Annotated in this window: 27 protein-coding genes; 10 read left to right on the forward strand and 17 right to left on the reverse strand. The window is 70.4% G+C overall.

Annotation, left to right across the window (positions count from 1 at the left end; genetic code table 11):
• Positions 1-28: 28 nt before the first annotated feature.
• The 5 genes from AB0M56_RS06190 to AB0M56_RS06210 form a co-directional block, all read right to left on the reverse strand.
• Entirely contained in the window at positions 29-541 is a 513-nt protein-coding gene (locus AB0M56_RS06190; protein ID WP_364171589.1) for a YbjN domain-containing protein, read from the reverse strand.
• Positions 538-1,845 (reverse strand): D-inositol-3-phosphate glycosyltransferase, encoded by a 1,308-nt coding sequence (mshA, locus tag AB0M56_RS06195; RefSeq protein WP_364171591.1) that lies wholly within the window; start codon positions 1,843-1,845, stop codon positions 538-540. Before mshA ends, AB0M56_RS06190 begins: the two co-directional genes overlap by 4 nt.
• Before the next feature lie 22 nt (positions 1,846-1,867).
• Entirely contained in the window at positions 1,868-2,689 is an 822-nt protein-coding gene (locus tag AB0M56_RS06200; RefSeq protein WP_364171593.1) for an alpha/beta hydrolase, read from the reverse strand.
• Positions 2,690-2,710: 21 nt separating this feature from the next.
• Positions 2,711-3,883: an Ig-like domain-containing protein gene (locus tag AB0M56_RS06205; RefSeq protein WP_364171595.1), complete on the reverse strand. Its 1,173-nt coding sequence runs from the start codon at positions 3,881-3,883 to the stop codon at positions 2,711-2,713.
• A 190-nt stretch (positions 3,884-4,073) separates the two neighbouring features.
• Entirely contained in the window at positions 4,074-5,144 is a 1,071-nt protein-coding gene (locus AB0M56_RS06210) for a UDP-N-acetylmuramate dehydrogenase (RefSeq protein ID WP_364171596.1), read from the reverse strand.
• Positions 5,145-5,169: 25 nt separating this feature from the next.
• Between AB0M56_RS06210 and AB0M56_RS06215 the strand changes: the two genes are divergently transcribed.
• The 5 genes from AB0M56_RS06215 (at position 5,170) to purU (ending at position 8,766) form a co-directional block, all read left to right on the forward strand.
• Positions 5,170-5,670, forward strand: coding sequence for a DUF2505 domain-containing protein (locus AB0M56_RS06215; protein ID WP_364171598.1), 501 nt, complete (start codon positions 5,170-5,172; stop codon positions 5,668-5,670).
• On the forward strand, positions 5,649-6,449 hold the full coding sequence (locus AB0M56_RS06220) for a class I SAM-dependent methyltransferase (protein WP_364171600.1): 801 nt from the start codon (positions 5,649-5,651) through the stop codon (positions 6,447-6,449). Before AB0M56_RS06215 ends, AB0M56_RS06220 begins: the two co-directional genes overlap by 22 nt.
• Positions 6,450-6,584: 135 nt before the next feature.
• Entirely contained in the window at positions 6,585-7,373 is a 789-nt protein-coding gene (locus tag AB0M56_RS06225) for a VTT domain-containing protein (protein ID WP_364171602.1), read from the forward strand.
• Positions 7,276-7,878: a maleylpyruvate isomerase N-terminal domain-containing protein gene (locus AB0M56_RS06230; RefSeq protein WP_364172002.1), complete on the forward strand. Its 603-nt coding sequence runs from the start codon at positions 7,276-7,278 to the stop codon at positions 7,876-7,878. Before AB0M56_RS06225 ends, AB0M56_RS06230 begins: the two co-directional genes overlap by 98 nt.
• A 15-nt stretch (positions 7,879-7,893) precedes the next feature.
• A complete protein-coding gene (gene purU / locus AB0M56_RS06235; protein WP_364171604.1) occupies positions 7,894-8,766 on the forward strand; it encodes a formyltetrahydrofolate deformylase in 873 nt (290 codons plus the stop codon).
• 21 nt (positions 8,767-8,787) lie between these two features.
• Here purU and AB0M56_RS06240 read toward each other — a convergent pair whose 3' ends face one another.
• Positions 8,788-9,837: an NAD(P)-dependent alcohol dehydrogenase gene (locus AB0M56_RS06240; RefSeq protein WP_364171606.1), complete on the reverse strand. Its 1,050-nt coding sequence runs from the start codon at positions 9,835-9,837 to the stop codon at positions 8,788-8,790.
• Positions 9,838-9,942: 105 nt separating this feature from the next.
• Between AB0M56_RS06240 and AB0M56_RS06245 the strand changes: the two genes are divergently transcribed.
• Positions 9,943-10,554, forward strand: a complete 612-nt coding sequence (locus AB0M56_RS06245) for a TetR/AcrR family transcriptional regulator (RefSeq protein ID WP_364171608.1) — start codon at positions 9,943-9,945, stop codon at positions 10,552-10,554.
• Here AB0M56_RS06245 and AB0M56_RS06250 read toward each other — a convergent pair.
• Entirely contained in the window at positions 10,545-11,021 is a 477-nt protein-coding gene (locus tag AB0M56_RS06250; RefSeq protein WP_364171610.1) for a hypothetical protein, read from the reverse strand. The two genes, AB0M56_RS06245 and AB0M56_RS06250, sit on opposite strands and share 10 nt — an antisense overlap.
• Positions 11,022-11,070: 49 nt before the next feature.
• Here AB0M56_RS06250 and AB0M56_RS06255 point away from each other — a divergent pair, with 49 nt between their 5' ends.
• Complete coding sequence (locus AB0M56_RS06255; protein WP_364171611.1) at positions 11,071-11,715, forward strand: haloacid dehalogenase type II; 645 nt, start codon at positions 11,071-11,073, stop codon at positions 11,713-11,715.
• Here the strand turns inward: AB0M56_RS06255 and AB0M56_RS06260 are convergent.
• The 3 genes from AB0M56_RS06260 to AB0M56_RS06270 form a co-directional block, all read right to left on the reverse strand.
• Entirely contained in the window at positions 11,708-12,721 is a 1,014-nt protein-coding gene (locus tag AB0M56_RS06260; RefSeq protein WP_364171613.1) for an NADP-dependent oxidoreductase, read from the reverse strand. The genes AB0M56_RS06255 and AB0M56_RS06260 overlap by 8 nt on opposite strands.
• 129 nt (positions 12,722-12,850) lie before the next feature.
• Positions 12,851-13,285 carry an SRPBCC family protein gene (locus AB0M56_RS06265; protein WP_364171615.1) on the reverse strand — a complete coding sequence of 145 codons (435 nt, stop codon included), beginning with the start codon at positions 13,283-13,285 and terminating at the stop codon, positions 12,851-12,853.
• A gap of 151 nt (positions 13,286-13,436) precedes the next feature.
• Positions 13,437-14,363, reverse strand: a complete 927-nt coding sequence (locus AB0M56_RS06270; RefSeq protein ID WP_364171616.1) for an ABC transporter substrate-binding protein — start codon at positions 14,361-14,363, stop codon at positions 13,437-13,439.
• Positions 14,364-14,499: 136 nt separating this feature from the next.
• Between AB0M56_RS06270 and AB0M56_RS06275 the strand changes: the two genes are divergently transcribed.
• Both AB0M56_RS06275 and AB0M56_RS06280 read left to right on the forward strand, forming a co-directional pair.
• On the forward strand, positions 14,500-15,198 hold the full coding sequence (locus tag AB0M56_RS06275; protein ID WP_354866993.1) for an ABC transporter permease: 699 nt from the start codon (positions 14,500-14,502) through the stop codon (positions 15,196-15,198).
• The gene (locus AB0M56_RS06280; RefSeq protein ID WP_364171619.1) at positions 15,195-15,905 is read left to right on the forward strand and encodes an ABC transporter permease; all 711 of its coding nucleotides are present in this window, start codon (positions 15,195-15,197) and stop codon (positions 15,903-15,905) included. Before AB0M56_RS06275 ends, AB0M56_RS06280 begins: the two co-directional genes overlap by 4 nt.
• Positions 15,906-16,032: 127 nt before the next feature.
• Here the strand turns inward: AB0M56_RS06280 and AB0M56_RS06285 are convergent, their stop codons facing one another.
• The 6 genes from AB0M56_RS06285 to AB0M56_RS06310 form a co-directional block, all read right to left on the reverse strand.
• Positions 16,033-17,430, reverse strand: a complete 1,398-nt coding sequence (locus AB0M56_RS06285) for an aromatic amino acid lyase (RefSeq protein ID WP_364172003.1) — start codon at positions 17,428-17,430, stop codon at positions 16,033-16,035.
• Positions 17,430-18,437 carry an ornithine cyclodeaminase family protein gene (locus AB0M56_RS06290; protein WP_364171621.1) on the reverse strand — a complete coding sequence of 336 codons (1,008 nt, stop codon included), beginning with the start codon at positions 18,435-18,437 and terminating at the stop codon, positions 17,430-17,432. The genes AB0M56_RS06285 and AB0M56_RS06290 overlap by 1 nt, the downstream gene beginning before the upstream one ends.
• Positions 18,434-18,979 carry a YbaK/EbsC family protein gene (locus AB0M56_RS06295; protein WP_364171623.1) on the reverse strand — a complete coding sequence of 182 codons (546 nt, stop codon included), beginning with the start codon at positions 18,977-18,979 and terminating at the stop codon, positions 18,434-18,436. The genes AB0M56_RS06290 and AB0M56_RS06295 overlap by 4 nt, the downstream gene beginning before the upstream one ends.
• A 25-nt stretch (positions 18,980-19,004) precedes the next feature.
• A complete protein-coding gene (locus tag AB0M56_RS06300) occupies positions 19,005-19,304 on the reverse strand; it encodes a DUF2516 family protein (RefSeq protein WP_364171625.1) in 300 nt (99 codons plus the stop codon).
• 681 nt (positions 19,305-19,985) lie between these two features.
• Complete coding sequence (locus tag AB0M56_RS06305; protein ID WP_364171627.1) at positions 19,986-20,651, reverse strand: hypothetical protein; 666 nt, start codon at positions 20,649-20,651, stop codon at positions 19,986-19,988.
• The gene (locus tag AB0M56_RS06310; RefSeq protein ID WP_364171629.1) at positions 20,648-21,088 is read right to left on the reverse strand and encodes a helix-turn-helix transcriptional regulator; all 441 of its coding nucleotides are present in this window, start codon (positions 21,086-21,088) and stop codon (positions 20,648-20,650) included. The genes AB0M56_RS06305 and AB0M56_RS06310 overlap by 4 nt, the downstream gene beginning before the upstream one ends.
• Before the next feature lie 109 nt (positions 21,089-21,197).
• Between AB0M56_RS06310 and AB0M56_RS06315 the strand changes: the two genes are divergently transcribed.
• Positions 21,198-22,373, forward strand: a complete 1,176-nt coding sequence (locus tag AB0M56_RS06315) for a methyltransferase domain-containing protein (protein WP_364171631.1) — start codon at positions 21,198-21,200, stop codon at positions 22,371-22,373.
• Positions 22,374-22,842: 469 nt separating this feature from the next.
• Here the strand turns inward: AB0M56_RS06315 and AB0M56_RS06320 are convergent, their stop codons facing one another.
• Positions 22,843-23,463 carry an AAA family ATPase gene (locus AB0M56_RS06320; protein WP_364171633.1) on the reverse strand — a complete coding sequence of 207 codons (621 nt, stop codon included), beginning with the start codon at positions 23,461-23,463 and terminating at the stop codon, positions 22,843-22,845.
• Positions 23,464-23,757: the final 294 nt, after the last annotated feature.

The following is a 23,757-nucleotide window of genomic DNA, read 5'->3' on the forward strand; positions in this document are numbered from 1 at the left end:
CGGCGTCAGCGGCGTTGCACGGGCCGAGTCACGACTCGGTCAAGCCCGGCTCGTGCGGCTTCTCGGGCGCCACGAGGTGCTTGAACGCCTGGAGGTTCGCCAGCGACTCCCCGCGCGACACACGCCAGTCCCACTCGCGCTTGATCGATGACGCGAACCCGATCTCCAGCAACGTGTTGAAGTCACCGTCGGCGGCTTCGAGCACCTGCCCGAGGATCTTGTCCAGCTCGGCGTCGGTCACGGTCTCCTTGCCGAAGCGCCCGACGAGGTAGATGTCGCCGATACTGTCCACTGTGTAGTGCACACCGTAGAGCCGGGCGTTGCGCTGCAACAGAAAGCGGTACACCTGCTCGTGCGCCTCGTCCGGACGGCGGCACACGAACGCCTCCACGGAGAACGCGTGGTCGCCGTCCACGAGCCAGCAGTTGGTCTGGAGCTTCTTCGTGCCCGGCAACGTCACGAAGTACTTTCCTTCGCCACGCCGGTCGTACGTGAGCTCGGCGGCGTCCAAAGTGGACTTGATCGTCGCGTCCAGGCTCACACGGCCACCTCCGCCCGCACTTCGAGCGCTCCGCGGAACGCCTTGGTCGCCTGAGCATAGATCTCCAGCAGCGAGTCCGTGGTGCGGCTCCAGGAGAAGCGGTGGGCGTGCAGCACGGCGTTGGCACCGAGTTCACGCCGGCGTTCCGGCCGCAGCGCGACGGCCGCCAGCGCGTCGGCCCAGTCGGTGGCCGTGTGCGAAGGCACGAGCAGTCCCGACACGCCGTGCGGCACCGCGACCGGCAGCCCGCCGACCTCGGCGGCCACCACGGGGGTGCCGCAGGCCTGCGCCTCCAGCGCCACGAGCCCGAACGACTCGTTGTAGCTCGGCACGGCGACCACGTCGGCCGCGCGGAACACGTCCACGAGCTTCTGCCCCGGCTGCGGAGGCAGGAAGCGCACCTGCTCCTGGATGCCCAGCGTCCACGCCAGCTCCTTGAGCGCCTGTGGCTGCTCCAGCCCGGTACCCGACGGCCCCCCGACCACGAGCACCACGAGCTTCGAGCGCAGCTCCGGCCGCTGGGTCAGCAGCTCGGCGGCCGCGCGCAGCAGCACGTCCGGCGCCTTCAACGGCTGGATCCGGCCCGCGAACGCCAGCACCACGGCGTCCCGCGGCAGTCCGAACGCGTCGCGCGCCAGCGCCTGCGAACCGGGCGTGAAGCGGTCGAGGTCGACGCCCGGCGGCACGGCGTGCACCGCGTGCGGGTCGGCGCCGTAGAGGTCCACGAGCTGGCGGGCCTCGACCTGCGTGTTGGCGACCAGGCAGTCGGCCTCGGCCACCACCTGGTCCTCGCCCATCACGCGCGTGCGCGGCTCGGGCTTGTCGCCGTCGGCGAGCAGTGAGTTCTTGACCTTCGCCAGCGTGTGCGCGGTGTGGACCAGCGGCACGCCCCAGCGGTCGCGCGCGAGCCAGCCGACCTGGCCCGAGAGCCAGTAGTGCGAGTGGATGAGGTCGTAGTAGCCGGGCTCGTGAAACGCCTCGGCCCGCAGCACGCCCGAGGTGAACGCGCACAGCTGCGCGGGCAGCTCGTCGCGGCCCAGCGGCTCGAACGGGCCGGCCTGCACGTGGCGCACGGTCACGCCCGGCGCCAGCTCGGCCAGCGGCGGCTGGTCCGACGAGGTCGCGCGGGTGAACACCTCGACCTCGACGCCGCGGCGCGCCATCTCGGTGGCGGTCTCGCGCACGTACACGTTCATGCCGCCCGCGTCGCCGGTGCCCGGCTGTTCGAGCGGCGAGGTGTGCACGGACAGCACCGCGATGCGACGCGGCGCAGCGCGGAACCCCGACAGAGAGGAGATGGTCACCTGGTCACTACTCCTGTGTGCGCTACTCGGCTGTTTCCCCGGAGAACCGCCGCAGCGCGGAGTTGAACTCCCCCGCGTCCTCGACGAACGGCAGATGCCCCGCATCAACGAACCAACGCAGAACGGCCCCTGGAATCTTCCCGGCCGAATATTCCGCTGCCGACGGATCGACCACGCGGTCGGCCGTGCCGTGCACGACCAGTACCGGTTTGTCGATCTTGGCCAGCTCTTCCGAGCTCTCCACGTCGCGCTTGAACAGCGCCGCGCGGACAGCCGGCGGCACCGCCAAGGACATCCCGAGCAGGGCTTGCGCGAACGTGCCCGGCACCGAGGCGTTCGCCTGGGCACGGGTGAACTCCACCAACGCCGGCACGGCGACCTCGGGATCGTCCGAGAGCGCCGCGGGCAGCGCGGCCCGCATGACCGATCCGGTCTTACCGCCTTCGCGGCCCCGGCCGATCTCGGTGATGGCACCGACGAGCACGATCCCGGCCAGCCGTGCCGTTCCGTGCACCCGCAGGTAGTCGGCGATCACGAGCCCACCGTAGGACCAGCCGACGACGATCGCGTCGGGGCCGGCGAAATCGAGCACGGCGGCGAGGTCGTCGGCCCACTGGCGCGGGTCGTCGTAGCCGGCCGCCGGGACGTCGGACGCACCGTGGCCCCGCAGGTCCATCGCCACCAGGCGGAACCGCTCCGTGAGCGCCGGGTCGGCCAGCTGGGCCGCCCACGCGCGCGACGACTGGGCCCAGCCATGCACGAAGACGATCGGACGCGAGTTCTGGGCACCCTCGACGCGCAACGCGATACGCACGCCGGAGGTACCGACCACTTCGGTGTTCACGACGTCAGTTCGTAGCACGCTTCACTTGACCGCCGACAGCGTCTTCCAGGTGGACCAGTCGTAGAACCAGTCCTTGACGTCGGAGCCGGTGGGGCTGGAAAGCTGCGAACCGGTCACCTCCACCGGGTCGCCGATGAGCGCGGAGTCGAAGTAGTCCTTCGCGTCGGCTTCCAGCAGGTTGACGCAGCCGTGGGAGTTGTTGGTCTTGCCGATGTTGGCTGCGTTGTCCTGGTTTTCGTGGATGTACTCGCCGTGGTTGGAGATGCGGCAGGCCCACTTCTTGTTGACGTTCGTGTAGCCGTAGCGGGCGTTGTCGAACACCGCCGTGGGCTCCTTCGACATCACGATGAACGTGCCGTTGGGTGTGTTGCGGTTCACATCGGAGTCGAGGCCGTTGGCGCACGGGTAGCTCTTGTACTCGGAGCCGCCGCGGTAGACCTTCATCACGTGGTCGGGGGTGTTCACCTTCACGACCTGGTTGCGCCCGATCTTGAACTTCGTGGTCACGTCAGCCTTGCCGTAGGCGCCGTTGCCGAGGTCGACGCCGTAGAGGTTGGCCTCGACCTCCACGGTCGTGTTCTCGGGCCAGTACTCCTTCGGCCGCCAGTCCACCTGCGTGGCCGAGAGCCAGCCCCACGAGCCCTCGACGTCGGTCTTCACCTTCAACGCCTTCTCCACGGCCGCGCGGTCCTTGGGCGCTTCCTTGAACTTCACGCTGATCGGCATCGCGACGCCCACGTGGGCGTCGTCGGCCGGGTTGAGCGTGGCGCGCAGCTGCTTGGCCGGGTTGACCGTCGCGAAGGAGCCCTTGAGCTCCACGGGCCGGTTGTCGGTGCCGGTGGCCTTGGCGGCGTAGGTGTAGGTCTTGCCGTAGCCGAGGGATTCTGAGCTCTTCCAGGTGAGGCCGTCGGCCGCGAGGTCACCCTTGACGGCGTCGCCGTCGGAGTTGGTGACCTTGACCTCGCTGAGCTTGCCGTCGGTCACCTTGATGACCACGGGCTCGCGGACGTCAGCGTCTTTGGCGTTCACGGCCGGCGTGGCGGTGATCTTCGCCACCGGGTCCACGGGCTTGCCGCCGTCCTCCCCGCTCCCGCCGAGCGGCAACGCCGTGCCGTTCGTGGTGGTCGAACACGCGGCCGCGAGTGCCCCCGCCCCCGCGGCGAGCACCGCCTTGAACACCGTGCGCCGTTCCATCCCCGTGAACCTCCCCTGTTCTTGAACAACGCCGTGCCCGCACCAGCCGATGCTTCCACGCTGTCAGCGCCGGTGAGCGCCTCGACGTTACCTGCCGACGCCGGGTTCACCCAGTGAGTGCGGCCCGCGTCATGTCGACAAGACGTTTCATCCGCCGGGCGGTTCCGCTGGTGACAGCGTTGTGACGGGATCAGAACGAACAGGCGATCAGCAGCGGTTCTGGGTGCAGCGTCACGCCGAAGCGGGACTGGACGCCGTCGCGGACTTCGCGGGCGAGGGTGAGCAGGTCGGTGGTCGTGGCGGTGCCGCGGTTGGTCAGGGCGAGGGTGTGTTTCGTCGACAGCGACGCGCGGCCGCCGGGGCCCGGGTGGCCCTTGGCGAAGCCGGCGCGCTCGATCAACCAAGCGGCGGAGAGCTTCACGCCGGCGTCGGCCGGGTACTGGGGCACGGCGACATCGGCACCGACGACCGCGGTGATCCGCGCGAGCACGGCCTCGACGTCGGACGAAGGGAGGATCGGGTTCGTGAAGAACGAGCCGGCGCTCCACGTGTCGTGGTCGGCCGGGTCGAGGACCATGCCCTTGCCGCGGCGCAGGCCCAGGACCGCGGAGCGCGCGGCGGCGGCGGGGACCTTCGCGCCGATCTCGACACCGAGCGTGCGTGCGAGCTCGGCGTAGCGGATGGGCGCGGACTCGCCGGCCGGGTCGATGCGGAAGCGCACGCTGAGCACCACGCCGCTGTCGGTGCCCTTGAGCACGCTGGTGCGGTAGGCGAAGCCGAGCTCGTCGGCCTTGACCGTGCGCACCTCGCGCGCGGCGCGGTCGTAGAGCTCGATCGAGACGATGGACTCGGCGACCTCGCAGCCGTACGCGCCGACGTTCTGGATCGGTGTCGCCCCGACGGAGCCTGGGATGCCGGACAGGCACTCGAGCCCGCCGATGCCCGCCGCCACAAGCCCGGCGACGAACGCGTCCCACTCCTGTCCGGCGGCCGCCTCGATGACGTCGCCGGTGTCGCCGGCCCAGGTCCAGCCGGTGTTCGCGACCTGGACGAGCGTGCCGGGGAAACCGCTGTCGGCGACCACGAGGTTCGAACCGCCGCCGAGGAGCAGCACGCGTTCGCCGGCGGCGTCGGCCTCGCGCACGGCGGCGACGAGATCGTCGCTGGTCGTGGCCCGCACGAACCGGCGCGCGGGCCCTCCGAGGCGCAGCGTCGTGTACTCGGCGAGGCGCGGCGGCGCGGGCGTTTCGACGGGGTTCACGCTGCCTAACGGTACTGTCCGGCCCATGGGATCCCGGATCGAGCACCGTGCCGAGTTCTCCGCCGGACTCGCGGCCGTGCTGGCCGCCGTGTCCGGTGAGGACGCGTTGCGGGCGCGCCTGAAGGAGCTGGGCGGAGACAGCGCCGCACTCCTGTCACATGCCGTCGACGGCGACACCGTGCGCTACGAGCTGCAGCACGGCATCGCCGCGCAGCGCCTGCCCCAGGCCGTGCAGGCCCTGCACCGGGGCGACATCGTCGTGCACCGCAAGCAGGTGTGGCAGCGCTCCGGCGACGCGTACGCGGGCAAGGTCGACGTCAGCGTGAGCGGCGTGCCGGGCGAGATCGGCGCGCAGACCTTCCTGACGCCGCGTGGTGAGCGCGTGGAGTTCCGGACGTCCGGCGAGGTGCTGGTGCGGATCCCGCTGTTCGGCGGAAAGATCGAGGAGTTCGTGGCCCAGCAGGTGACGAACCTCTTGGCCCGCGAAGCCGACTTCACCACGTCGTGGCTGGCCGAGCACGCCTGAGCCCGGTGGGCGCCCCGACGAGGGGCACCACCAATCCCAATCGGTTACGCAGAGTCGATCGCTGGCTCGCGAACGACCCCGCGGTGACGCGGCTGTTACGGCGAACGCCGGACCCGCTCGTGGTCGACCTCGGCTACGGCGCGTCACCCGTCACGACCATCGAACTCCTGCGCTGGCTACGCCGGGTCCGCGCCGACGTCAGTGTGCTCGGGCTGGAGATCGATCCGGAGCGAGTGGCGTTCGCGCGCCGCGCCGCTGACCCTCCGTGGCTGGACTTCCGCCGCGGCGGCTTCGAACTGGCGGGTGCGCGGCCGATGGTCGTGCGGGCGTTCAACGTGCTGCGCCAGTACGCCGAGCACGAGGTCGCCGGCGCGTGGAAGGTGATGCTCGACGCGATGCCCGACGAGGGGCTGATCGTCGAGGGCACCTGCGACGAGATCGGGCGGCTGGCCTCGTGGGTCGTCGTGGGCGCGGACGGACCGGTGTCGCTGACGGTGTCGATGCGGCTCGCGGACCTGGATCGTCCGTCCATTGTGGCCGAACGACTGCCCAAGGTTCTCATCCACCGCAACGTTCTCGGTGAGCCGGTGCACTCGTTCCTGTCCACTTTGGACGACTGCTGGGCCGCCGCGGCGCCGCACCGGTCGTTCGGGGTGCGGGCGCGGTGGGTGTCGGCGGTGGGGATGCTGCGGGACCGCGGCTGGCCGTTGCTCGGCCGGCCGGAGCGCTGGCGCCTCGGCGAGCTGACGGTGCCGTGGGAAAGCGTGAACCCCCTCTGAAGTGACTACGGACAGTGCCGGACTGGGCTGATCAGTGGGGGTACGAATGCGTCGTCCGGGTACGAATCCCACCTGTTCACCGACCCACCCCCGCGGTGTCACCCGGTGGTGACCTGCGGTGATCACGATAGGCAGGTGGAACTGCTTCAACACGTCACCGACCTGCTGCGCGGCGCGCTGGGTTCGCCGTGGCTCTGGGTGCTCGTGTTCGCCGTCGCGGGGCTGGACGCGCTGCTGCCGTTCATGCCCAGCGAGACGACCGTGGTGACGGTCGCGGTGCTGCTCGGGCCCGACCCGGAGCGGCTGGCGCTGCTGGCGCTCGTCGCGGCGACCGGGGCGTGGGCCGGCGACTGCCTGGGCTACGCGGTGGGCCGGGCGGCTGGACCGCAGGCGCTCGCGCGGCTGCAGCGCGGGCCGGCGGGGCGGCAGCGCTACGAATGGGCGCGCGAGCAGGTGCGGCGGCAGGCGCCGTTGCTGATCATCGCCGCGCGCTACCTGCCGGGCGGCCGCGTGGCGAGCGCCCTGGCCACGGGCAGCCTCGGCTACCCGCTGCGCCGCTTCATGCCGCTCGACGCGGCCGGCGCCGCCGTGTGGGCGGTCTACAGCGTGCTGATCGGGCTGGCCGGCGGCTCGACGTTCGCCGACGAGCCGGTGAAGGGCCTGCTCCTGTCGTTCTTCCTCGGGCTCGGCCTGGTCACCCTCATCGAGTTCGGGCGGCGCCTGCGCTTGCGGCGACTACGGTCGGGCGATGCACCTGACCGAGGCGATCGACATCCACGCCGACCGGCTGAAGGCGGCGGCCCTGACAGCGGGCCCGTCGGCGCGCCTGCGCAACTGTCCGAAGTGGACGATGCACGACCTGGTGACGCACCTGACGACAGTGCTTTCGTCCACGGTGGCGGCGATCACGGACCGACCCACTGAGCCCGCGCCACGCACCGACTGGGCCGACGCGCTCGGCCGGTGGGACGGCCAGCGCCTCGCCGTCCGCGAAGCCCTCCGGCTGCCTGCCGATACCCCGGTGCGGTCGCCGTTCCCCGCCGGCGGACTGCTGACCGTCGGCCGCTGGGTCCGGCGCCTGGCCCACGAGACGGCGATCCACCGGCTGGACGCGGAGAGCGCTCTTCCTGAGCCGCCGGCCACGCGGTACGCGGACGCGTTCGCGGTGGACGGCATCGACGAGTTCTTGACGTTCTTCGTTCCTCGCCGGGCCGCTCACCAGGACGGCGTCGTGCGGATCGAAGCCGGAGACCGGGCGTGGACGGTGGTTCTTCGTCCCGGCGAGACTCCGGTGGTCGAGTCCAGCGGTGCCGCGGACCTCACCGTCACCGGCTCACCCGACGACGTCTACCGCGCGCTCTGGGGCCGCCCCCACGCCGCGCGGATCGTGGGCCACGTCGCACTCTTGGAGCCCCTCGCGGCGCCCTGACCAGCACCGGCGAGAATGGTGGACGTGCCTGATCCCCAGCGTTACGTGCTCACCTTCGGCTGCCCCGACCGCACCGGCATCATCGCCCGCATCTCGGGCTTCCTCGCCGACCACGGCGGGATGATCGTGGAGGCGGCATACCACACCGACCCGGACTCGGGCTGGTTCTTCACGCGACAGGTGGTGCTGGCGGGGTCGCTGTCGTTCGACGCGGACGGGCTGCGGGAGCGGTTCGCGGCAGTCGCGGAGGAGCTGTCGGCCGAGTCGAGCTGGCAGGTGCGCGACACGGGTGAGCGCCCGCGCGCCGTCGTGCTCGTCTCGAAGGCGGGGCACTGCCTGTACGACCTGCTGGGCCGCGTCGCTTCCGGGGAGCTCGACGTGGACATCGCGGCGGTGATCGGCAACCACGCGTCGCTCGCGGACATCACGCGGGCGCACGGGATTCCGTTCTACCACGTGCCTTTCCCGGCCGACGGGAAGGCCGAAGCGTTCGCCCAGGTGCGCAAGCTCGTCGACGGGTACGACCCCCACGCCGTGGTGCTGGCGCGCTTCATGCAGGTGCTGCCGGCCGACCTGTGCGACGAGTGGGCCGGGCGGGCGATCAACATCCACCACAGCTTCCTGCCGTCGTTCATCGGCGCGCGGCCGTATCACCAGGCGCACGTACGCGGCGTGAAACTGATCGGCGCGACCTGCCACTACGTGACGGCCGACCTCGACGCCGGCCCGATCATCGAGCAGGACGTGATCCGCGTGGACCACGGCGACTCCGTCGACGACCTCGTGCGCAAGGGCCGCGACATCGAGAAGGTGACGCTGGCGCGCGGCCTGCGCTGGCACCTCGAGGGCCGCGTGCTGGTGCACGGCAACCGGACGATGGTGTTCTGAGCGCGGGCCGCGCGGCGGCGATCAGGCGCCGATCGTCGACGCGTCGATCACGAAGCGGTAGCGCACGTCGCTGTTCTCCACGCGCTCGTAGGCGGTGTTGACCTGGTCGGCGGTGATCGTCTCGATCTCGGCGCCGATGCCGTGCTCGGCGCAGAAGTCGAGCATCTCCTGCGTCTCGGCGATGCCGCCGATCATCGAGCCGGCGAGCTTCCTGTTGCCGCCCAGCAGCGAGAAGACGTTGTACTCCAACGGTTCGCCGGGCGCGCCGACGTTCACCATCGCGCCGCCGACCCGCAGCAAGCTCAGGTACGCGTCGACCGGGAGCTTCGCGGACACGGTGTTGAGGATGACGTCGAACCGGCCGCGCAGGGTGTCGAAAGTGGCCTCGTCGCTGGTGGCGTAGTAGTCCTTGGCGCCGAGCTTCAGGCCATCTTCCTGCTTCTTCAGGCTCTGGCTCAGCACGGTGACCTCGGCGCCCATCGCGGCGGCGAGCTTCACCCCCATGTGCCCGAGCCCGCCGAAGCCGATCACGGCGACCTTCTTGCCGGGGCCGACGTTCCACTGCCGCAGCGGCGAGTAGGTGGTGATGCCCGCGCACAGCAGCGGCGCGGCGACGTCGAGGCCGATGCCCTCGGGGATGCGGCAGACGAAAGCGTCCTTCACGACGATGCTGCGGCTGTACCCACCGTAGGTGTTCTCGCCGTCGAAGCCGACGCCGTTGTAGGTCTGCACGTTGCCCTTCACGCAGAACTGCTCGGTGCCCGCGACGCAGTACTCGCACTCGCCGCACGAGTCGACCATGCAGCCGACGCCGACGCGGTCGCCGACCTGGTACTTGGTGACGCCGGAGCCGACCGCGGCGACGACGCCGGCGATCTCGTGGCCGGGCACCATCGGGAAGATCGCGGTGCCCCAGTCCTCCTTGACCTGGTGGATGTCGCTGTGGCAGATGCCCGCGAACGCGACGTCGATCAGCACGTCGTCCGGACGCAGGTCGCGGCGCACGATCGTCGTCGGCGCGAGCGGCTGCCCCACGGCCGGTGCGGCGATGGCGGGCGTGGTGGTGGTCATGAAATCCTCCAGACGATTCCGGGCTCAGCCGCCCGGACCATGTAAGACCCCTCTTACATCTTCTATAGTAAGAGGGGTCTTACATCCGCGCGACCGAGATCGGGTGTGATCCACGACATGGGCGGCAAGTACCACCACGGCGACCTGCGCGCCGAGCTCGTGCGCGTCTCGCTCGACCTGATTGCCGAGCAAGGCGTGGAGGGGTTCTCCGTCGCCCAGGTCGCGAAGCGCGCGAACGTCTCCGCCGCCGCGCCGTACCGCCACTTCCCCGACCGGTCCAGCCTGATGTCCGCCGTCGCCGCCGCGGCCGCCTGCCGGCTGCGCGACCTGGTCGACAAGGTCATCACCGAGGAGCCCGACCCGGTCACCCGCCTGGCCTCCGCGCAGGGCACCTACACGCGCTTCTTCATCGACACGCGCCTCGGCTTCCCGGTCCTCTTCGCCGACGGCCTGGCCAACCCCGAGTACACCGAGATGCACGACCAGCGCCGCGCCATGTTCGACACGTTCCTCACCCTCAGCCTCGCCGTCACCGACGGCCACGCCACGGCCCTCGAACTGCTCGAACAACTCAACGCCCAGTCCCACGGCTACGGCGCGCTGTACCTGGACGGGGTGTCGCCGCGCATGGGGTACTCGGCCGACCAGGTGGTGGCCAAGTCGACGAGGGCGGCGCGGATCGTGATCGAGGCCTACCGGACGGCGGGTCAGAGGTAGTCGAAGTACCTGCCGAACCACGTCCACGCAGGCAGGATGTCCTCGTTGGCGCCGTCGTACCGTTGCCAGATCTCCGGCTCGTCCACCAGCCGGTACCCGAGATCGGCCAGCGCCGTCCCGACAAGCCGGCGGTCTTCAGCCTCGAAGCGGACGTCGCGCTCTTCACTGTCGTACACGCCGGGATTGCCCGGGCCCGCGATGGCGAGGGACGCGAAGTTGCTCACCGCCACGTAAATTTGTTCCCCGCCGCGCGTCGCCTCGACCGGGATGTTCAGGCGTGCGTGGAGTGTGGCGTCCTTCGCCCACAGGTCGTTTTCGGTGGGGTGGCCGAAATCCGCGCTCAGCCGCTCGGCGAGCGCGAGGAAGCGGCGGCGGGTCTCGTCGTGGTCATAGTCGTGCGGGATCTCGGGGTTGCCGGGTTCGTCAGCCTCCCTCAGGAGCCGCCACATCGCCTCGCCGGTCAGCACCGGCTTATCCTCCACCACGAGGTGTGCCCGACCCACCGATGGAGTCCGCATGCTCTGCGTGTTCGACGTGAACGAGACACTGCTCGACCTCCGGGCGCTCGACGAGCTGTTCCGCGAGCTCACCGGGAGCCCCACGGCGCGCCAGGAGTGGTTCGCGCTGGTGGTGCACACGGCGTTGACCGTGACGGCGGCCGGCGGCTACCGGGACTTCGCCGAGATCGCCGGGCTGGCCGCCGTGGACACCGCGGACCGGTACGGCCGCGAGCTCACGGACAACGACCTGTCCAGGATCGGCGACGGGCTGCGGTCCCTGCCCGCCCACGCCGATGTCGACGAAGCCCTCCGAACGCTCAAGCGAGCCGGCCACCAGGTCGTCGCGTTGACGAACTCGCCGCTGGCCACCGCGGAGGCGCAGTTGCAGAACGCGGGGCTCGCGAAGAGGTTCGACCGGATCTTCTCGGCGCAGCAGGTCAGCCGGCTCAAGCCCGCGCCTGAGCCGTACCGGCAGGTGCTGAATGCTTGCGGCACAACGAAAGCCGTGATGATCGCCGCGCACGGGTGGGACCTGGCGGGGGCCGAGGCGGTCGGGATGGAAACCGCCCTCATCGCGAGGGACAACCAGCGGCCCCTCCCAGGCCGGCCCGCCACCTACACGGCGACGAGCCTGCCCGAGCTGGCCGCGAAAATCAGCTGAGCCGCACCAGCATCTTGCCGGTGTTCGCGCCGCTGAGGAGGCCCAGGAAGGCGTCCGGCGCGTTGCGGATACCGTCCACAATGGTCTCCGAGTACTTGATCTCGCCGGAGGCCACCAGCGGCGCCACTTCGGAGACGAACTGCTGCTGCAGGTGCCAGTGGTCGAGCACGAGCATGCCGCGGATCGTCAGGCGCTTGGCGATGATCTGCACCAGGTTGCGCGGCGCCGGGGTCGCCTCGGTGGCGTTGTACTGCGAGATCATGCCGCACACGGTGATGCGCCCGTGCAGGTTCATCGACGCGATGGCGGCCTCGAGGTGCTCGCCGCCGACGTTGTCGAAGTACACGTCGATGCCCTCGGGCGCGGCGGCGGCCAGCTGCTGGGCGACGGGGCCGTCCTTGTAGTTGAAGGCGGCGTCGAAGCCGAGATCCTCCACGAGGTGGCGCACCTTCTCCGCCGAACCCGCGCTGCCGATCACGCGCTTGGCGCCCTTGAGCTTCGCCAGCTGGCCGACGAGCGAACCCACCGCGCCGGCCGCACCGGAGACGAACACCGTGTCGCCCGGCTTGAACTCCGCGGTGACCAGGAGCCCGGTGTACGCGGTGAGGCCCGGCATGCCGAGCACGCCCAGGTATGTCGAAAGCGGCGCGACGGAACCGTCGACCTTCACGACCTTCGTCGCGTCGACCACGGCGTGGGTGCGCCAGCCGAGCTGGTGCAGCACGTGGTCACCGGGCTTGAAGCCGTCCACAGTGGACTCCACGACCTCGCCGACCGCGCCGCCGCTCATCGCCTCGCCGACCGCGAAGGGCGGCGCGTAGGACTTGGCGTCGTTCATCCGGCCACGCATGGCCGGGTCGACGCTCATGAACACGTTGCGCACCAGGAGCTGACCGTCGGCCGGCGCCGGGATGTCGGTGTCGACGATGTCGAAGTCGGCCCACGTCGGCATGCCGTGCGGGCGGGCGGCGAGCCGGATCTCGGTCGCCTGGGTCGGTGCGTTCACCACGGGACTCCGTTCATGAAGACTGGTTTCCTGAGACTGGGTAAAACCGGGGCCATCGCCCCGCATATACCCGCCCCAACGAGCCAACCGGGGCGATCATTCCGATTATGCCCGGCCGTGTGGCAAGCGCTACACGATCTCCTCGAGCTTGCCGAGCACGCCGTCGTAGATCTTCTTCAGCCCACCGGGCGCGAACGTCTTCTCGAAGAAGCCGCCGACGCCGCCGGCACCGTCCCAGCTGGTCTGGATCCGCACGACGCTGCCCGAGTCCGAAGGCGAAACGGTCCAGGTCGTGACCATGCTGGAGTTCGCGTCGGTCTCCACGAGGGTGCCCGGCGCCGGCTCGCTCACGGTCGCGGCGACGTCGCGCACGCGCTTCGATGTGGCCTGCAGCTTCCAGCTCGCCTTGGTGCCCGCACCCACGCCACCCTCGGTGACCTCGTAGTCGCGGTAGTGCTCGGTGAGCAGCTTCGGCCGGGTCTCGGCGTAGTCGGCGACCAGCTCGCGAACCCTGTCCACCGGCGCGTCGATCGTGCGCTCCGCGGTGGCCGTGACCTTACCCATCTCACTCCTCGGCTGTACTGGAGAACCCCTCACGCGCCACCTTCGCACACCACCCGATCGGGCACCGCGCCACCAGGGGTTTTCCGCCGAGGGTCACACGAAAACGGGCCGTCCGGAAAGTTCCGGACGGCCCGTTTCCCGCTGAAAACACTCAGGCGAGTCCCTGCTGTGTCAGCCAGTCCTTCGCGACGTCGGCAGCCGGGTCACCGTCGGAGTCCACGCGCTTGTTCAGCTCGCGCATGCCGTCGGTGGTCAACTTCGCTGAAACGGCGTTGACCGCGGCCGCGAAGTCGGCGCCACGCTCGTCGAGCACCTTCTTGTTCACCGCCGGCACCACGTTCTCCGTCGGCACGATCTGCAGGTCGTCCTTGAGCGCCACGTACTGCGGGTCGCCGACGAGCGGGCTCACCGAGTCGACCGGGATCACGGTCGCCGCGCCGGAGTCGAGCTGCTGCACGCGCGGCCCGGCTTCCTGCACGGTCTGGAACGAGGTGTTCGTCAGCTTGTAGACGTCGGTGAAGCCCTTGTAACAAGGCAGCCGCGACTCGCACTCCGGCGGCCCGGCCATGACGACCTTGGGCAGCTTCTTGAGGTCGCTGATGCTCGTGATGCCGTTGGCCTTCGCGAGGTCGGCCTTCATGATGTAGGTGTTCTTGTCCTCGGCCGCGGCGTAGTTCAGCAGCGCGATGCCGTCCGGCGCGAACAGCTCCGTGAGCTGCTGGTGCTCTCCGTCGGCCGTCTTCACGGCGTCCTTGCCGAAGCCCGTGGTGATCGCCGCGCCCTGGTACTCGGGCAGGAACTGCAGCTCACCCGACTTGAGCGACGGGTAGATCAGCTCCCGCGAACCCAGGTTCAGCTTGCGCGTGACGGGGTAGCCCTTGGCCTCGAGCGCACCCGCGTAGATCTCCGCCAGGATCTGGCTGTCGGTGAAGTTGAACGACGCGACGACGATCGGCGCCCCGCCCTTGCTCTGCGCGGCGGGCTGACCACTGTCGGAGCCCCCACCCCCGCACGCGGTCAGGCCGAGCGCGGCCACCGCCACCAGCGCGGCCGCTCGGATGTTCCGGGTCCAGCGCACGTCCCCACACTCCTCGTGTCGCGAACAGAGGATTGGACCCTAACCGTGAGCCACGACAGAAACCACATACCGGGAATCACCGGCATCGAATCTCAACAACCGAAATCGCAGCGCTCGAACGGGGTAACCTTCCGTGGTGCATGCGTCTTCGGTCACCCCGCTGCTCACCGAGAGCAGCCGGCCGATCTTCGAGTGGCGGTGGGTCGAGCGCAACGCCGACGCCATCGGCCAACGCCTCGGTGAACACATCGCCCTCACGGCCACGGCCCTGGGCATCGGCTTGGTGGTGTCGCTGGCGCTGGCCACGCTCTGCCTGCGGTACCGCTGGTTCTACCCGTTGGTGCTGGGCACGGCGGGTGCCCTTTACGTGATCCCGAGCCTGGGGGCGTTCGCGCTGCTGGTGCCGTTCTTCGGGCTCACGTTCACCACGGCGGTGATCCCGCTGGCCACTTACACGCTGCTGATCCTGATCCGCAACATCGTCACGGGCGTGCAGCAGGTGCCCGCCGAGGTGCGCGAGGCCGCGATCGGCATGGGCTTCACGCGCGGACGGCTGCTGTGGCAGGTGGAGCTGCCGCTGGCGCTGCCCGTGGTGATCGCGGGCCTGCGCGTGGCCGCCGTGACCACGATCGGCCTGGTCACGGTCACGTCGCTGCTCGGTATGGGCGGGCTCGGGTACTTCATCCGTGCCGGCATCCAGACGACCACGCCGAACCCGAGCCCGATCATCGTCGGCGTGGTGCTGTCGGTGGTGCTCGCGGTGGTCGTCGACCTGTTGCTGTGGCTGAGCGAGCGCGCGCTGGCGCCGTGGGTGCGGAAGGTGCGGGCGCGATGAACGTCTTCACGCAGCTGGGCGAGTGGCTCTCGGCGCCGAACCGCTGGAGCTGGACCGACCCCGCGGGAGTGCCGTACCGGACGGTGGAGCACCTGTGGTTCTCCGTGCTGTCGCTGGTGGTCGCGGCCGTGCTCACGATCCCGCTCGCGCTGTGGCTCGCGCACTACCGTCGCGGCGCGTTCCTCGCGAGCAGCGCCGTGAACATCGGGCGGGCGATCCCGAGCTTCGGCCTGATCATCCTGTTCTGGTTCCTGGCCAGCCGCTGGGGCGCCGACACGGACTTCTGGCCGCTGCTGCTCGCGCTCGTCGGGCTGGCGCTGCCACCGCTGTTCACCAACACCTACGCCGGCGTGGTGCAGCTCGAACAGGAAACCGTGGACGCCGCACGCGGCACCGGCTACCGCGAGTGGCAGATCATGCTTCGCTTGGAACTGCCGCTGGCCTCGCCCGTGATCGTCGCCGGCGCGCGGGTGGCGTTCCTGCAGCTCGTGGCCACGGTCGCGATCGGCGCCATCGTGAACGACGGCGGCGGGCTCGGCCGCTACATCGTCGACGGCTTCGCCGAAGGCGCCCAGGGCTACGGCGAGATCTTCGGCGGCGGCCTGGCGGTGATCATCCTGGCGCTGCTGTGCGAAGGGATCTTCGCGTTGCTGACCCGCTGGGCGACGCCGAAGGGTGTCGCGCTGCAGGCGGCTCGGCGCGACTAGCGCAGGTCCCTGAACGGACGGCGCTGCTCTCCGAGCCAGATGAAGTTCCTGTTCGCGATCTTCGCCAACCGTCCTGGAATTCGACGATCAGGGCGAACCCGTCAACGAACGGCCTTGTGGTTGACCGCTAGCCGAGGTCCTCGATCAGCCGCGTGATCTCCGGCCCCAGCGAGCGGTCGGTTTCGAGGGGTTCGACGCGTTCGGCGATCCACGCGTAGAGCGGCTCCAGCGCGGGCGCGCCCTTGCCGCGCAGGTAGCGGGCCTGCGCGCCGGCGATCAGCTCGCACGCCGTGATCGCGGTCAGGTGCGCGAGGGCGTCGTGGAGTTCGGCGCCCGCGGCCCACGCGAAGGCCTGCACGTCCTCCTGACCCGCCGACGTGTCGAGTGAGCCGAGGGTGGCGGGCGTGGCCAGGCGGCGCAGCGCGTGCAGCTCGCCGACCGCGCGTTTGTGCAACGGGACGAGCCCCGCCTGCGGTCCCGGGTCGACGGCGAGCTGCGCCGGCAGCCCGCTGAACTGCGGGTCGAGCAGCCGGTGCAGGCGCTGCACCGCGATCTCGGCGACGTGGACGAGCACGGCCTTCAGCGCGTCCATGCGAAGGCCGAGGCCGGCCGCGTGGTAGCCGGTGGTCGTCACGAACTCACCATCCACAAAGGACGGCGAATCGGTGAGCGACGCCCAGTCCGTGGCCAGTTCGGTGCGCAGGTCCGCGATCGTCCGGGCCAGCAGGCCGAGCACGCGGGGCCCGGCCCGCACGGAGACCGGCGCCTGCACCACGCCGGCGCGCGGCTCGGCGCCGGCGATGAGCTCCTGGAACCGCGCCGACGCCTCGAAGCGGTAGATCGCGTGCGGCGCGCCCATGGCGTCGACGGCGATCGCGGCGCACTGCGTCTGCAGGTCGAGCAGCTGTTCGGCACGCCGGGCGCCGAGCCACGCGTCCGCATGCGCCAGCGGTGCGCCCTGGATCAGGCTCGCGCCTTCCTTGGGACCGAGCTTGAAGGGCTCGACACCCCTGCGCGCCAGCGCGGTCGCGGCCGGTGTGAGCACGCCGTCCTCCAGCACGGAGCCGAGGCCGACGAACGTCTGGAACGCGTGCGCGAGCGGGATGATCTCCCCGGCGCTGCCCAGGCCGCCACGCGGGACAGCGGGCAGGAAACCGTCGTTGAGGCGATCGGTGAGGAACGTGACGAGCTCCGGGCTCACCGCCGTCTCGGGCTTCAGAAAGCTGCGCAGGCGCATGAGCAGCAACGCGCGGGTGAGCTCCGCGGACAGCCACGGCGGACCGCCGACGGCGCGGCCGACCAGCAGGTTGTGCTGGTGCTCGGACTGCTGGGCGACGGTGAGCTTGACGCCGGCGAGGCGGCCCATGCCGGTGTTGACGCCGTAGACCGGGCCGTCGGCGGCGTCGAGCACGGCCAGCATCGCGGCGCGGTTCTCTTTGACGTGCGTGAGCAGGTCCGGGTGCAGTTCGAGGGGTTCCCCCGGCTCGCTGCCGGCCGCCAGGACGTCGGCGGGCTCGCGGACGATCACCGGTACGGCAGCATCGTGCCGACGTCCGCCGCTTCCGCGCGCTGCAGGATCATGTGCGCGACGGCGACGTCCGTTGTGGACAGTCCGCGGTGCCAGAAGAGGATGCGCTCGTCGTCGCTTTCGCGGCCGGGGCGGTTGCCCGCGACGACGTCGCCGATCTCGGCGTGGACACCGGTTTCGGTGAGCAGCCCGGCGTTGAGGTGGGGCCGCAGGGCGCCGAAGCGGGGGTTGCCCGACTGCGACTCGCGCCAGTTGTCGACCACGACCTTGTCCACGGCGTCGAGCAGCGTGAGCTCGAGGGCGCTGATGGTGCCGTAGGGCACGAGGAACGCGCCGGGCCGCAGGTACTCCTTGCGCACCAGCGCTTCCGGCTCCGTCAGGCGGGATGCTTCGACGAGCACGTCGGCGCCGTCGAGGGTTTCGGCGGCGGTTTCGCGGACGTGGACGTTCTTGCCGAGGTGTTCGCTCAGCCGTCGGGCGAAGTCCTCGCGTGATTCCGGGCGCTTGCTCGTCACGCGAATCTCGTCGAAGTCGAAGATCGAGTCGAGCAGCACCACGTTCCACCACGCCGTGCCGCGCGCGCCGACGTGGCCGAGCACCTTCGAACCCGGCCGCGCCAGGTGTTTCGCGCCGACGGCCGTCATCGCGCCCGTGCGGGCCTCGGTGATCATGGTGCCGTCGACGATCGCGCGCGGCATGCCCGTCTCGGGGTCGAGCAGGAGGATCAGGGCCATCTCGCTGGGCAGGCCGCGTTCGAAGTTGCCGACGAAGTCGCCGACCACCTTCACGCCGCTGACCTGTTTGGCCGAGAGGTGGCCGCGCAGGATGTTGAAGTGGCCCTTGCCGCCGTTGTCGGGCACGAGGTGCGTGCGCGGCTCGAACACGACGTCGCCGCGGCCGTGGTCGGCCAGCACGTCCTCGACGGCGCCCACGATGTCGGCGTCGGTGATGCCGAGGCTGTCGATGTCCTCGCCGGTCAGGTAGCGCAGCCAGACGGACGTCACCGGGCGAGGTCCTCGATGACCTCGGCGTTGGGGAGCGTCTGCAGGGCGGCGCCGGAGATGAGGAGCTTGCTGCCGCGGATGCCGCTGCCGATCACGAGCTCCGGCGCGGCGGCCACGCGGGCGTCGATGAGGATCGGCCACTCGGCGGGCAGGCCGACGGGCGTGATGCCGCCGTACTCCATGCCGGTGAGGGACACGGCTTCGTCCATGGGCGCGAAGGACGCCTTGCGCACGTCGAGACGGCGCTTGATCACGCCGTTCACGTCGGCGCGCGTGGTAGCGAGCACGAGGGCCGCCGCGAAACGCACCTCGCCGGCGCGCTTGCCGGCGACGACGACACAGTTGGCCGACGCGTCGAGCGGCGAGCCGTAGGTCTCGCAGAAGGCCGCGGTGTCGGCGAGCTCGGGATCGATCTCCGTGACGCCGACCGCGTCGGGCTCCGCGAGGGCGGCGAGCGCCTTCGCGACGGGTTCGGCGAGCAGGTCGATGCGGGTGGGCGCGGGGACGACCGTGAGGCTCCCGGCGATGGTCCAGGTGGTCACGCATTCGAATCTACGCGTGGGCCCGCTACCAGTTGCGGTTGCCTCGCTGCACCTCGATGAGCCGCGGCCGCACATCCACGATGTACACGAGCGCGGCGGCCATCGCGGGCACCCAGAAGATGAACCCGGCACCGCTGACGTTACTGCCGAACAGGACCATCGCGAGCGTCGCGCCGCCGGTGATCAGCAACCAGATCGGCTTGGTCCTGCGGTCCGCCGCCTGGTACGCGTCGGAGCGCTGCAGCAGCGCGTGAACGAAGGCGAAAAGCCCGACCAAGGCGCTGCCCCAGTGGATGACCTGAAGGATCCAAACGGCAACCAGCACGGGCGTCAGCTTACGGCAAACCACCCAACGCGCCGATGGCCCGGCACTTCACTGGCGCCGGGACGTAGGGGTGGTGTGACCTAGTTCTCTGTCCTGGTGGGGATTTTGCGTTCGGCCCTGTGCTTCGGGTTGCCGATGCGGTGGTGTGGCGGGTGGGGAACGGGCTCCTCGGTCCGGCTTTTGAACCGGGGCGGGCGTCCGCGGCAGTCGCGAGAACGCGGTCCCACCGTTGCCGGCCTTACGGCGGGACTCGGCCCGGGGCATGCCCAGCCACCGAGTCAGCCGCGGGCGCCGGCCCGTTCTCTGCTCTCGTGAACGCGCCTGCCCGGCGAAAAGGCGGGGTCGCGCCACGCAGTACGGCGGAATCCGCATCTGCTTCTCGACCATCGCGACCGGCTGCCCGGGTCGTACCGCGGCCGGAAAGCGGCCCGTCCCCGTTTGTCCGCCATCGCGAGCGGCTGCCCGGCGAACGGGCAGGGTTGTCGCGCGCGTCCGAAAAGGCGGCCATCCCTCGTTGCCGGCCATCGGGAGCGGGCCACCTGGTGACCGACCTCGCCGGCCCGGCGGGTGGAAGCGGCCCCGGCGTTGCCGCTCCTGCCACCCGAACCGCGAGAAGCCCGCTCCCCGGCGGCCGACCTGTCGGTGCGGCGCGCCGGGAGCGGGCTGGTGTCGTTCTCGGGCTTACTTCTCGGTCTTCGGCGCGGCGGCCGGCTTCTTCGCGACCGTCGTGGTGGTGCGGCGGGCGGGCGAAGCGGTCTTCGGCGCCGTGCGGTTGGCGGTCTTGCGGGCGACCGAGCGGGTCTCGTGGGCGAGGTCGTCGCCGAGGTCCTCGACGGCTTCGGCGGTCTCGTCGGCGACCTCGGTCACCTTGCGGGCGGCCTTCTCGCCGGCGGAGCGGGTGCGCTTGGTGACCTTGGCCAGCACGCCGTCGACGCGCTCGCGGGTCTCGCCGGCCAGGCCGTCCACGCGCTCCTGCGCGGTGGTCAGCGCGTCCTCGAGCTGGTCGAGGGCCTTCTTCACCTGCGGCTGCGCGGAGATCTTGTCCCAGGTCTGCTCGCCGGACTCGGCCAGCTTGTTGTAGAGCTTGAGCGCGGCCTCGGTGTACTCGTCGATGACCTTGCGCAGCTCGGCCGGGTCGAGCTTGCCGCGGAGGCTCTCGACGTCGGTGGGCAGCTCTTCGAGGTTCTTGCGGGCGTTCTCGCCGCTCTTGCGGGCCTTCGCGACGGCGTCGGTCACGGCCTGGCTCGCGAGGTTGCCGGCGCCGAGTGCGGCGAGCAGCGGGGTGCGGACCTGGTCGATGGCGGTGCTGACGGCCTTGCGGACATCCTCGGTCTTGGGCGAGGTCATGCCGACTCCTCTGTGGTGTCGTGGGTGGTCTTGGTGGTTGCCGGTGGCTCAGCGGGCGTGCCGGCGGCGTTCTCCCGCCGGAAGGACTCGTAGACGTCGAGCAGAACCTGCTTTTGCCGCTCGGTCAGCGCGGTGTCGGCGCGAATCGCGTCGCCGACCGGGCCTCCCGTGGGCACGTCGAGGATTCCCGCCTGCACGTAAAGCGCTTCGGCCGAAATCCGCAGACCTTTGGCGATCTGCTGCAGGATCTCCGCGCTGGGTTTGCGGACCCCGCGCTCGATCTGGCTCAGGTACGGATTGGACACGCCGGCGAGCTTCGACAACTGGCGCAACGAAATCTTCGCCGAACTCCGCTGCTGGCGGATGTACTCGCCGATGTCGGAGGCGATGTCCGCGACCTTCTCGATCGGGTTTTGGGCCCCGCCGGGTTCTGTCATCCGGTCACCTCCTCGCGACACTTCCGACCGTACGCGGACGTGCTAGCTATTGCAAGCACTCTGCTTGCACTAGTGGGTGTGGTTCCGCTCACCCGGCTACGGTGGTCCCATGGCGACTCAGCGATTGCGCCGCAGGCTGGTCAAGCACCTGGTCGACGAGGACGTGCTGCACGACCCGAAGTGGGTCGAGGCTTTTCGCAGCGTGCCGCGCCACGTGTTCCTGCCGCGGTTCTTCACGCGCGTCGACGAGGGCTGGGCGGCTGTCGAACGTGACGATCCGGGGTGGCTGGAGCGGGTCTACTCCCCCGACGTGCTGGTGACTCAGCTCGACGACGATTCGTCCCTGTGGGACAAGGCTCGGCGCGACGGGCCGATCGACGGAGTGCCGACAAGTTCTTCGAGCATGCCCGCGATCATGGCGATCATGCTCGAGGAGCTCCGCGTGGAGGACCGGCAGCGGGTGCTGGAGATCGGGACCGGGACGGGGTACAACGCAGCTCTGCTGAGCCATCGTTGCGGGTCGGGTTCGGTGTCCACTATGGACGTGGATGCGGGGCTGGTTTCGGCTGCGCGTGGGCATCTGCAGGAAGCGGGGTACGCGCCGTCGTGCGAGGTTGGCGATGGGGCGCTCGGGTTTCCGGCCGGGGTTCTGTTCGACCGGGTGCTGTGTACGGCCTCGGTTTCTTCGGTGCCGCCGGCCTGGCTTGAGCAGACGGTGCCGGGCGGTCTCGTGGTCACGACGTTGAACCGGCCGCTGGGCGCGGGGCTGGTCCGGCTGGTCGCCGGCTCGGGCGCGACGGGCCACGGGCGGGTTCTGGCCCGCGACGGTCGCTTCATGCCCCTGCGCGCCCACCGCCTTCCGGCTCCGGCTGCCCTGCCTTCGCCCGCTTCTGCGGATTGGCGGCCGACGCGGCTGCCGGTTGATTTGCTGCTGAAGCCGCACTTGAAGTTCGAGTTCTTCGCCTCCTTGGAACTCCCGGGCGTCCACCCGGTCCGCGAACTCCCCGACGGCTCGACCGACGCGATTTCCTCGGGTGACCCCCATGCGGGCCCCTTCGCCCTCACCCACCCCGACGGCTCGTGGGCCCGCTTCCGCACCCACGGCGACACGTTCGAAACCGCCCAAGGCGGCCCCCGCGGCTTGTGGGACCTCGCCGAGCGCGCCCTCGTCTTGTGGGACTCCCTGGGCCGCCCCGAGCGCGACCGCTTCGGCCTGACCGTGGATGGTTCGCGGCAGGAGTTCTGGCTGGATGAGCCGGATGGGCTTCGGTGGGAGTTGGGTTAGGTCGGACCCAACGGTGTTCGCTGTGCTTGTGGACAAGTCAGTAGGTCCGGCCCAGCCGGCGGGGGGCTGTGGACGGTTGCCGGGGTCGGCCTAGCGTAGATCGCTCGCGGTTGGGTTCGGCCCAATCAACAGCCTGCGCAGGCGCTTCGCGGGCAGGGTTCGACCTATCCACCTCCGCCTCCAGCGCCTGGAAGCTAGGTCCGACCCAGCCCATCCCGCTGGGCAGCCCGGCAGTGAGGCCCGACCCACCCGCGCCCGCCGCCCGCACCCGGAAGCCAGGTCCGACCTCGCCCATCCCGCTGCGCAGCCCGGCGGCCAGGTTCGACCCACCCGCACCCGCCGCCCACACCCCGAACCAGGTCCGACCCAGCCCATCCCCACTGCGCAGCCAGGCGATCAGGTTCGACCTAACCGCCGCCGCCGCCAGAACCCGGAAGCCAGGTCCGACCTCACCCGCCCCACTGGCCGGTCAGCCGATCAGGTTCGACCTAACCCACTTCTCCACTTGGGTGACCACGTCATCGAGCGGGGTGGCGGTCGTGTCGAGGTGCGGGACCTGGGTGCGGATCCACTGGTTGAACTCGAGCATCTCGTCGATGCGCGGCTCGTCCCATTCGCGCCACGCGGGGCGGGCGCGCAAGCGTTTGCGAAGGGCCGCGTCGTCGGCGACGAGGGCGAGGTAGTGCACGTCGGAGAAGAAGGTGCGTTCCGGCAGAGGCTCGATTTCCTGCGGGGCGACGGTGCCGCACAGCACGACCGGCCGGCCGTTCTGGTGCAGCATCGCCGCCATGCGGAGCCAGGCCGCGCGGAAGGCCGGGATGTCGTCGCGGAGGGCGCCCGTCCACAGGACGTCCTGTTCCAGCACCACCGCATCCCCGGCCAGCCGCGCGGCCAGCGCCGGGCCGACAGTGGACTTGCCCCCGCCGCTCGGGCCCGTGAGCGCGAACAGCGGCAGCCGCCGGAACGGCCACCGGTGTCCACAGAGCACACACTCCACCACCGCACCCTCGACCCGCGGGCGGTCGGCACGATCGCCGCACGCGGGACAAATCCGCAGGTCGAGGCCAGGTACCGGATCAAGAGTGGACACCGCACCCGAGGCGGACACCCGGCCCGCGCCGGGCGCCGGACCAGGAGCGAGCACCGGGTCCGACGCGGGTCTCCGACCGAGTTCAGGCGCTGGACCCGAGGCTGCAACGAGGGCGGGCGCCGAACCTGAGCCAGATCCCGAATCAATGGGAGACACCTCGCGTGCCTCGCCCGCGTCGGGAGCCGAACCGAGGGCCGAGTCCGGGCCGAGGGCCGGGTCCGAGCCCGGAGCGGCCATCAGATCGAGCCCAGGCAGCGCGCCTGGCTGCCGACCCGAGACCCGCACCGGGTCCGA

The organism is Amycolatopsis sp. NPDC051372 (genome assembly GCF_040682095.1).
Taxonomy (GTDB): Bacteria; Actinomycetota; Actinomycetes; order Mycobacteriales; family Pseudonocardiaceae; genus Amycolatopsis.

What these genes read in the sequence shown, in the direction of transcription:
- AB0M56_RS06240 (WP_364171606.1), bottom strand. Translation starts at nt 9,837, where the DNA reads ATGACCACCACCACGCCCGCCATCGCCGCACCGGCCGTGGGGCAGCCG.
- AB0M56_RS06310 (WP_364171629.1), bottom strand. Translation starts at nt 21,088, where the DNA reads ATGACAGAACCCGGCGGGGCCCAAAACCCGATCGAGAAGGTCGCGGAC.
- purU (WP_364171604.1), top strand. Translation starts at nt 7,894, where the DNA reads ATGGTGGACGTGCCTGATCCCCAGCGTTACGTGCTCACCTTCGGCTGC.
- AB0M56_RS06315 (WP_364171631.1), top strand. Translation starts at nt 21,198, where the DNA reads ATGGCGACTCAGCGATTGCGCCGCAGGCTGGTCAAGCACCTGGTCGAC.
- AB0M56_RS06205 (WP_364171595.1), bottom strand. Translation starts at nt 3,883, where the DNA reads ATGGAACGGCGCACGGTGTTCAAGGCGGTGCTCGCCGCGGGGGCGGGG.
- AB0M56_RS06265 (WP_364171615.1), bottom strand. Translation starts at nt 13,285, where the DNA reads ATGGGTAAGGTCACGGCCACCGCGGAGCGCACGATCGACGCGCCGGTG.
- AB0M56_RS06305 (WP_364171627.1), bottom strand. Translation starts at nt 20,651, where the DNA reads ATGACCTCGCCCAAGACCGAGGATGTCCGCAAGGCCGTCAGCACCGCC.
- AB0M56_RS06280 (WP_364171619.1), top strand. Translation starts at nt 15,195, where the DNA reads ATGAACGTCTTCACGCAGCTGGGCGAGTGGCTCTCGGCGCCGAACCGC.
- AB0M56_RS06215 (WP_364171598.1), top strand. Translation starts at nt 5,170, where the DNA reads ATGGGATCCCGGATCGAGCACCGTGCCGAGTTCTCCGCCGGACTCGCG.
- AB0M56_RS06255 (WP_364171611.1), top strand. Translation starts at nt 11,071, where the DNA reads ATGCTCTGCGTGTTCGACGTGAACGAGACACTGCTCGACCTCCGGGCG.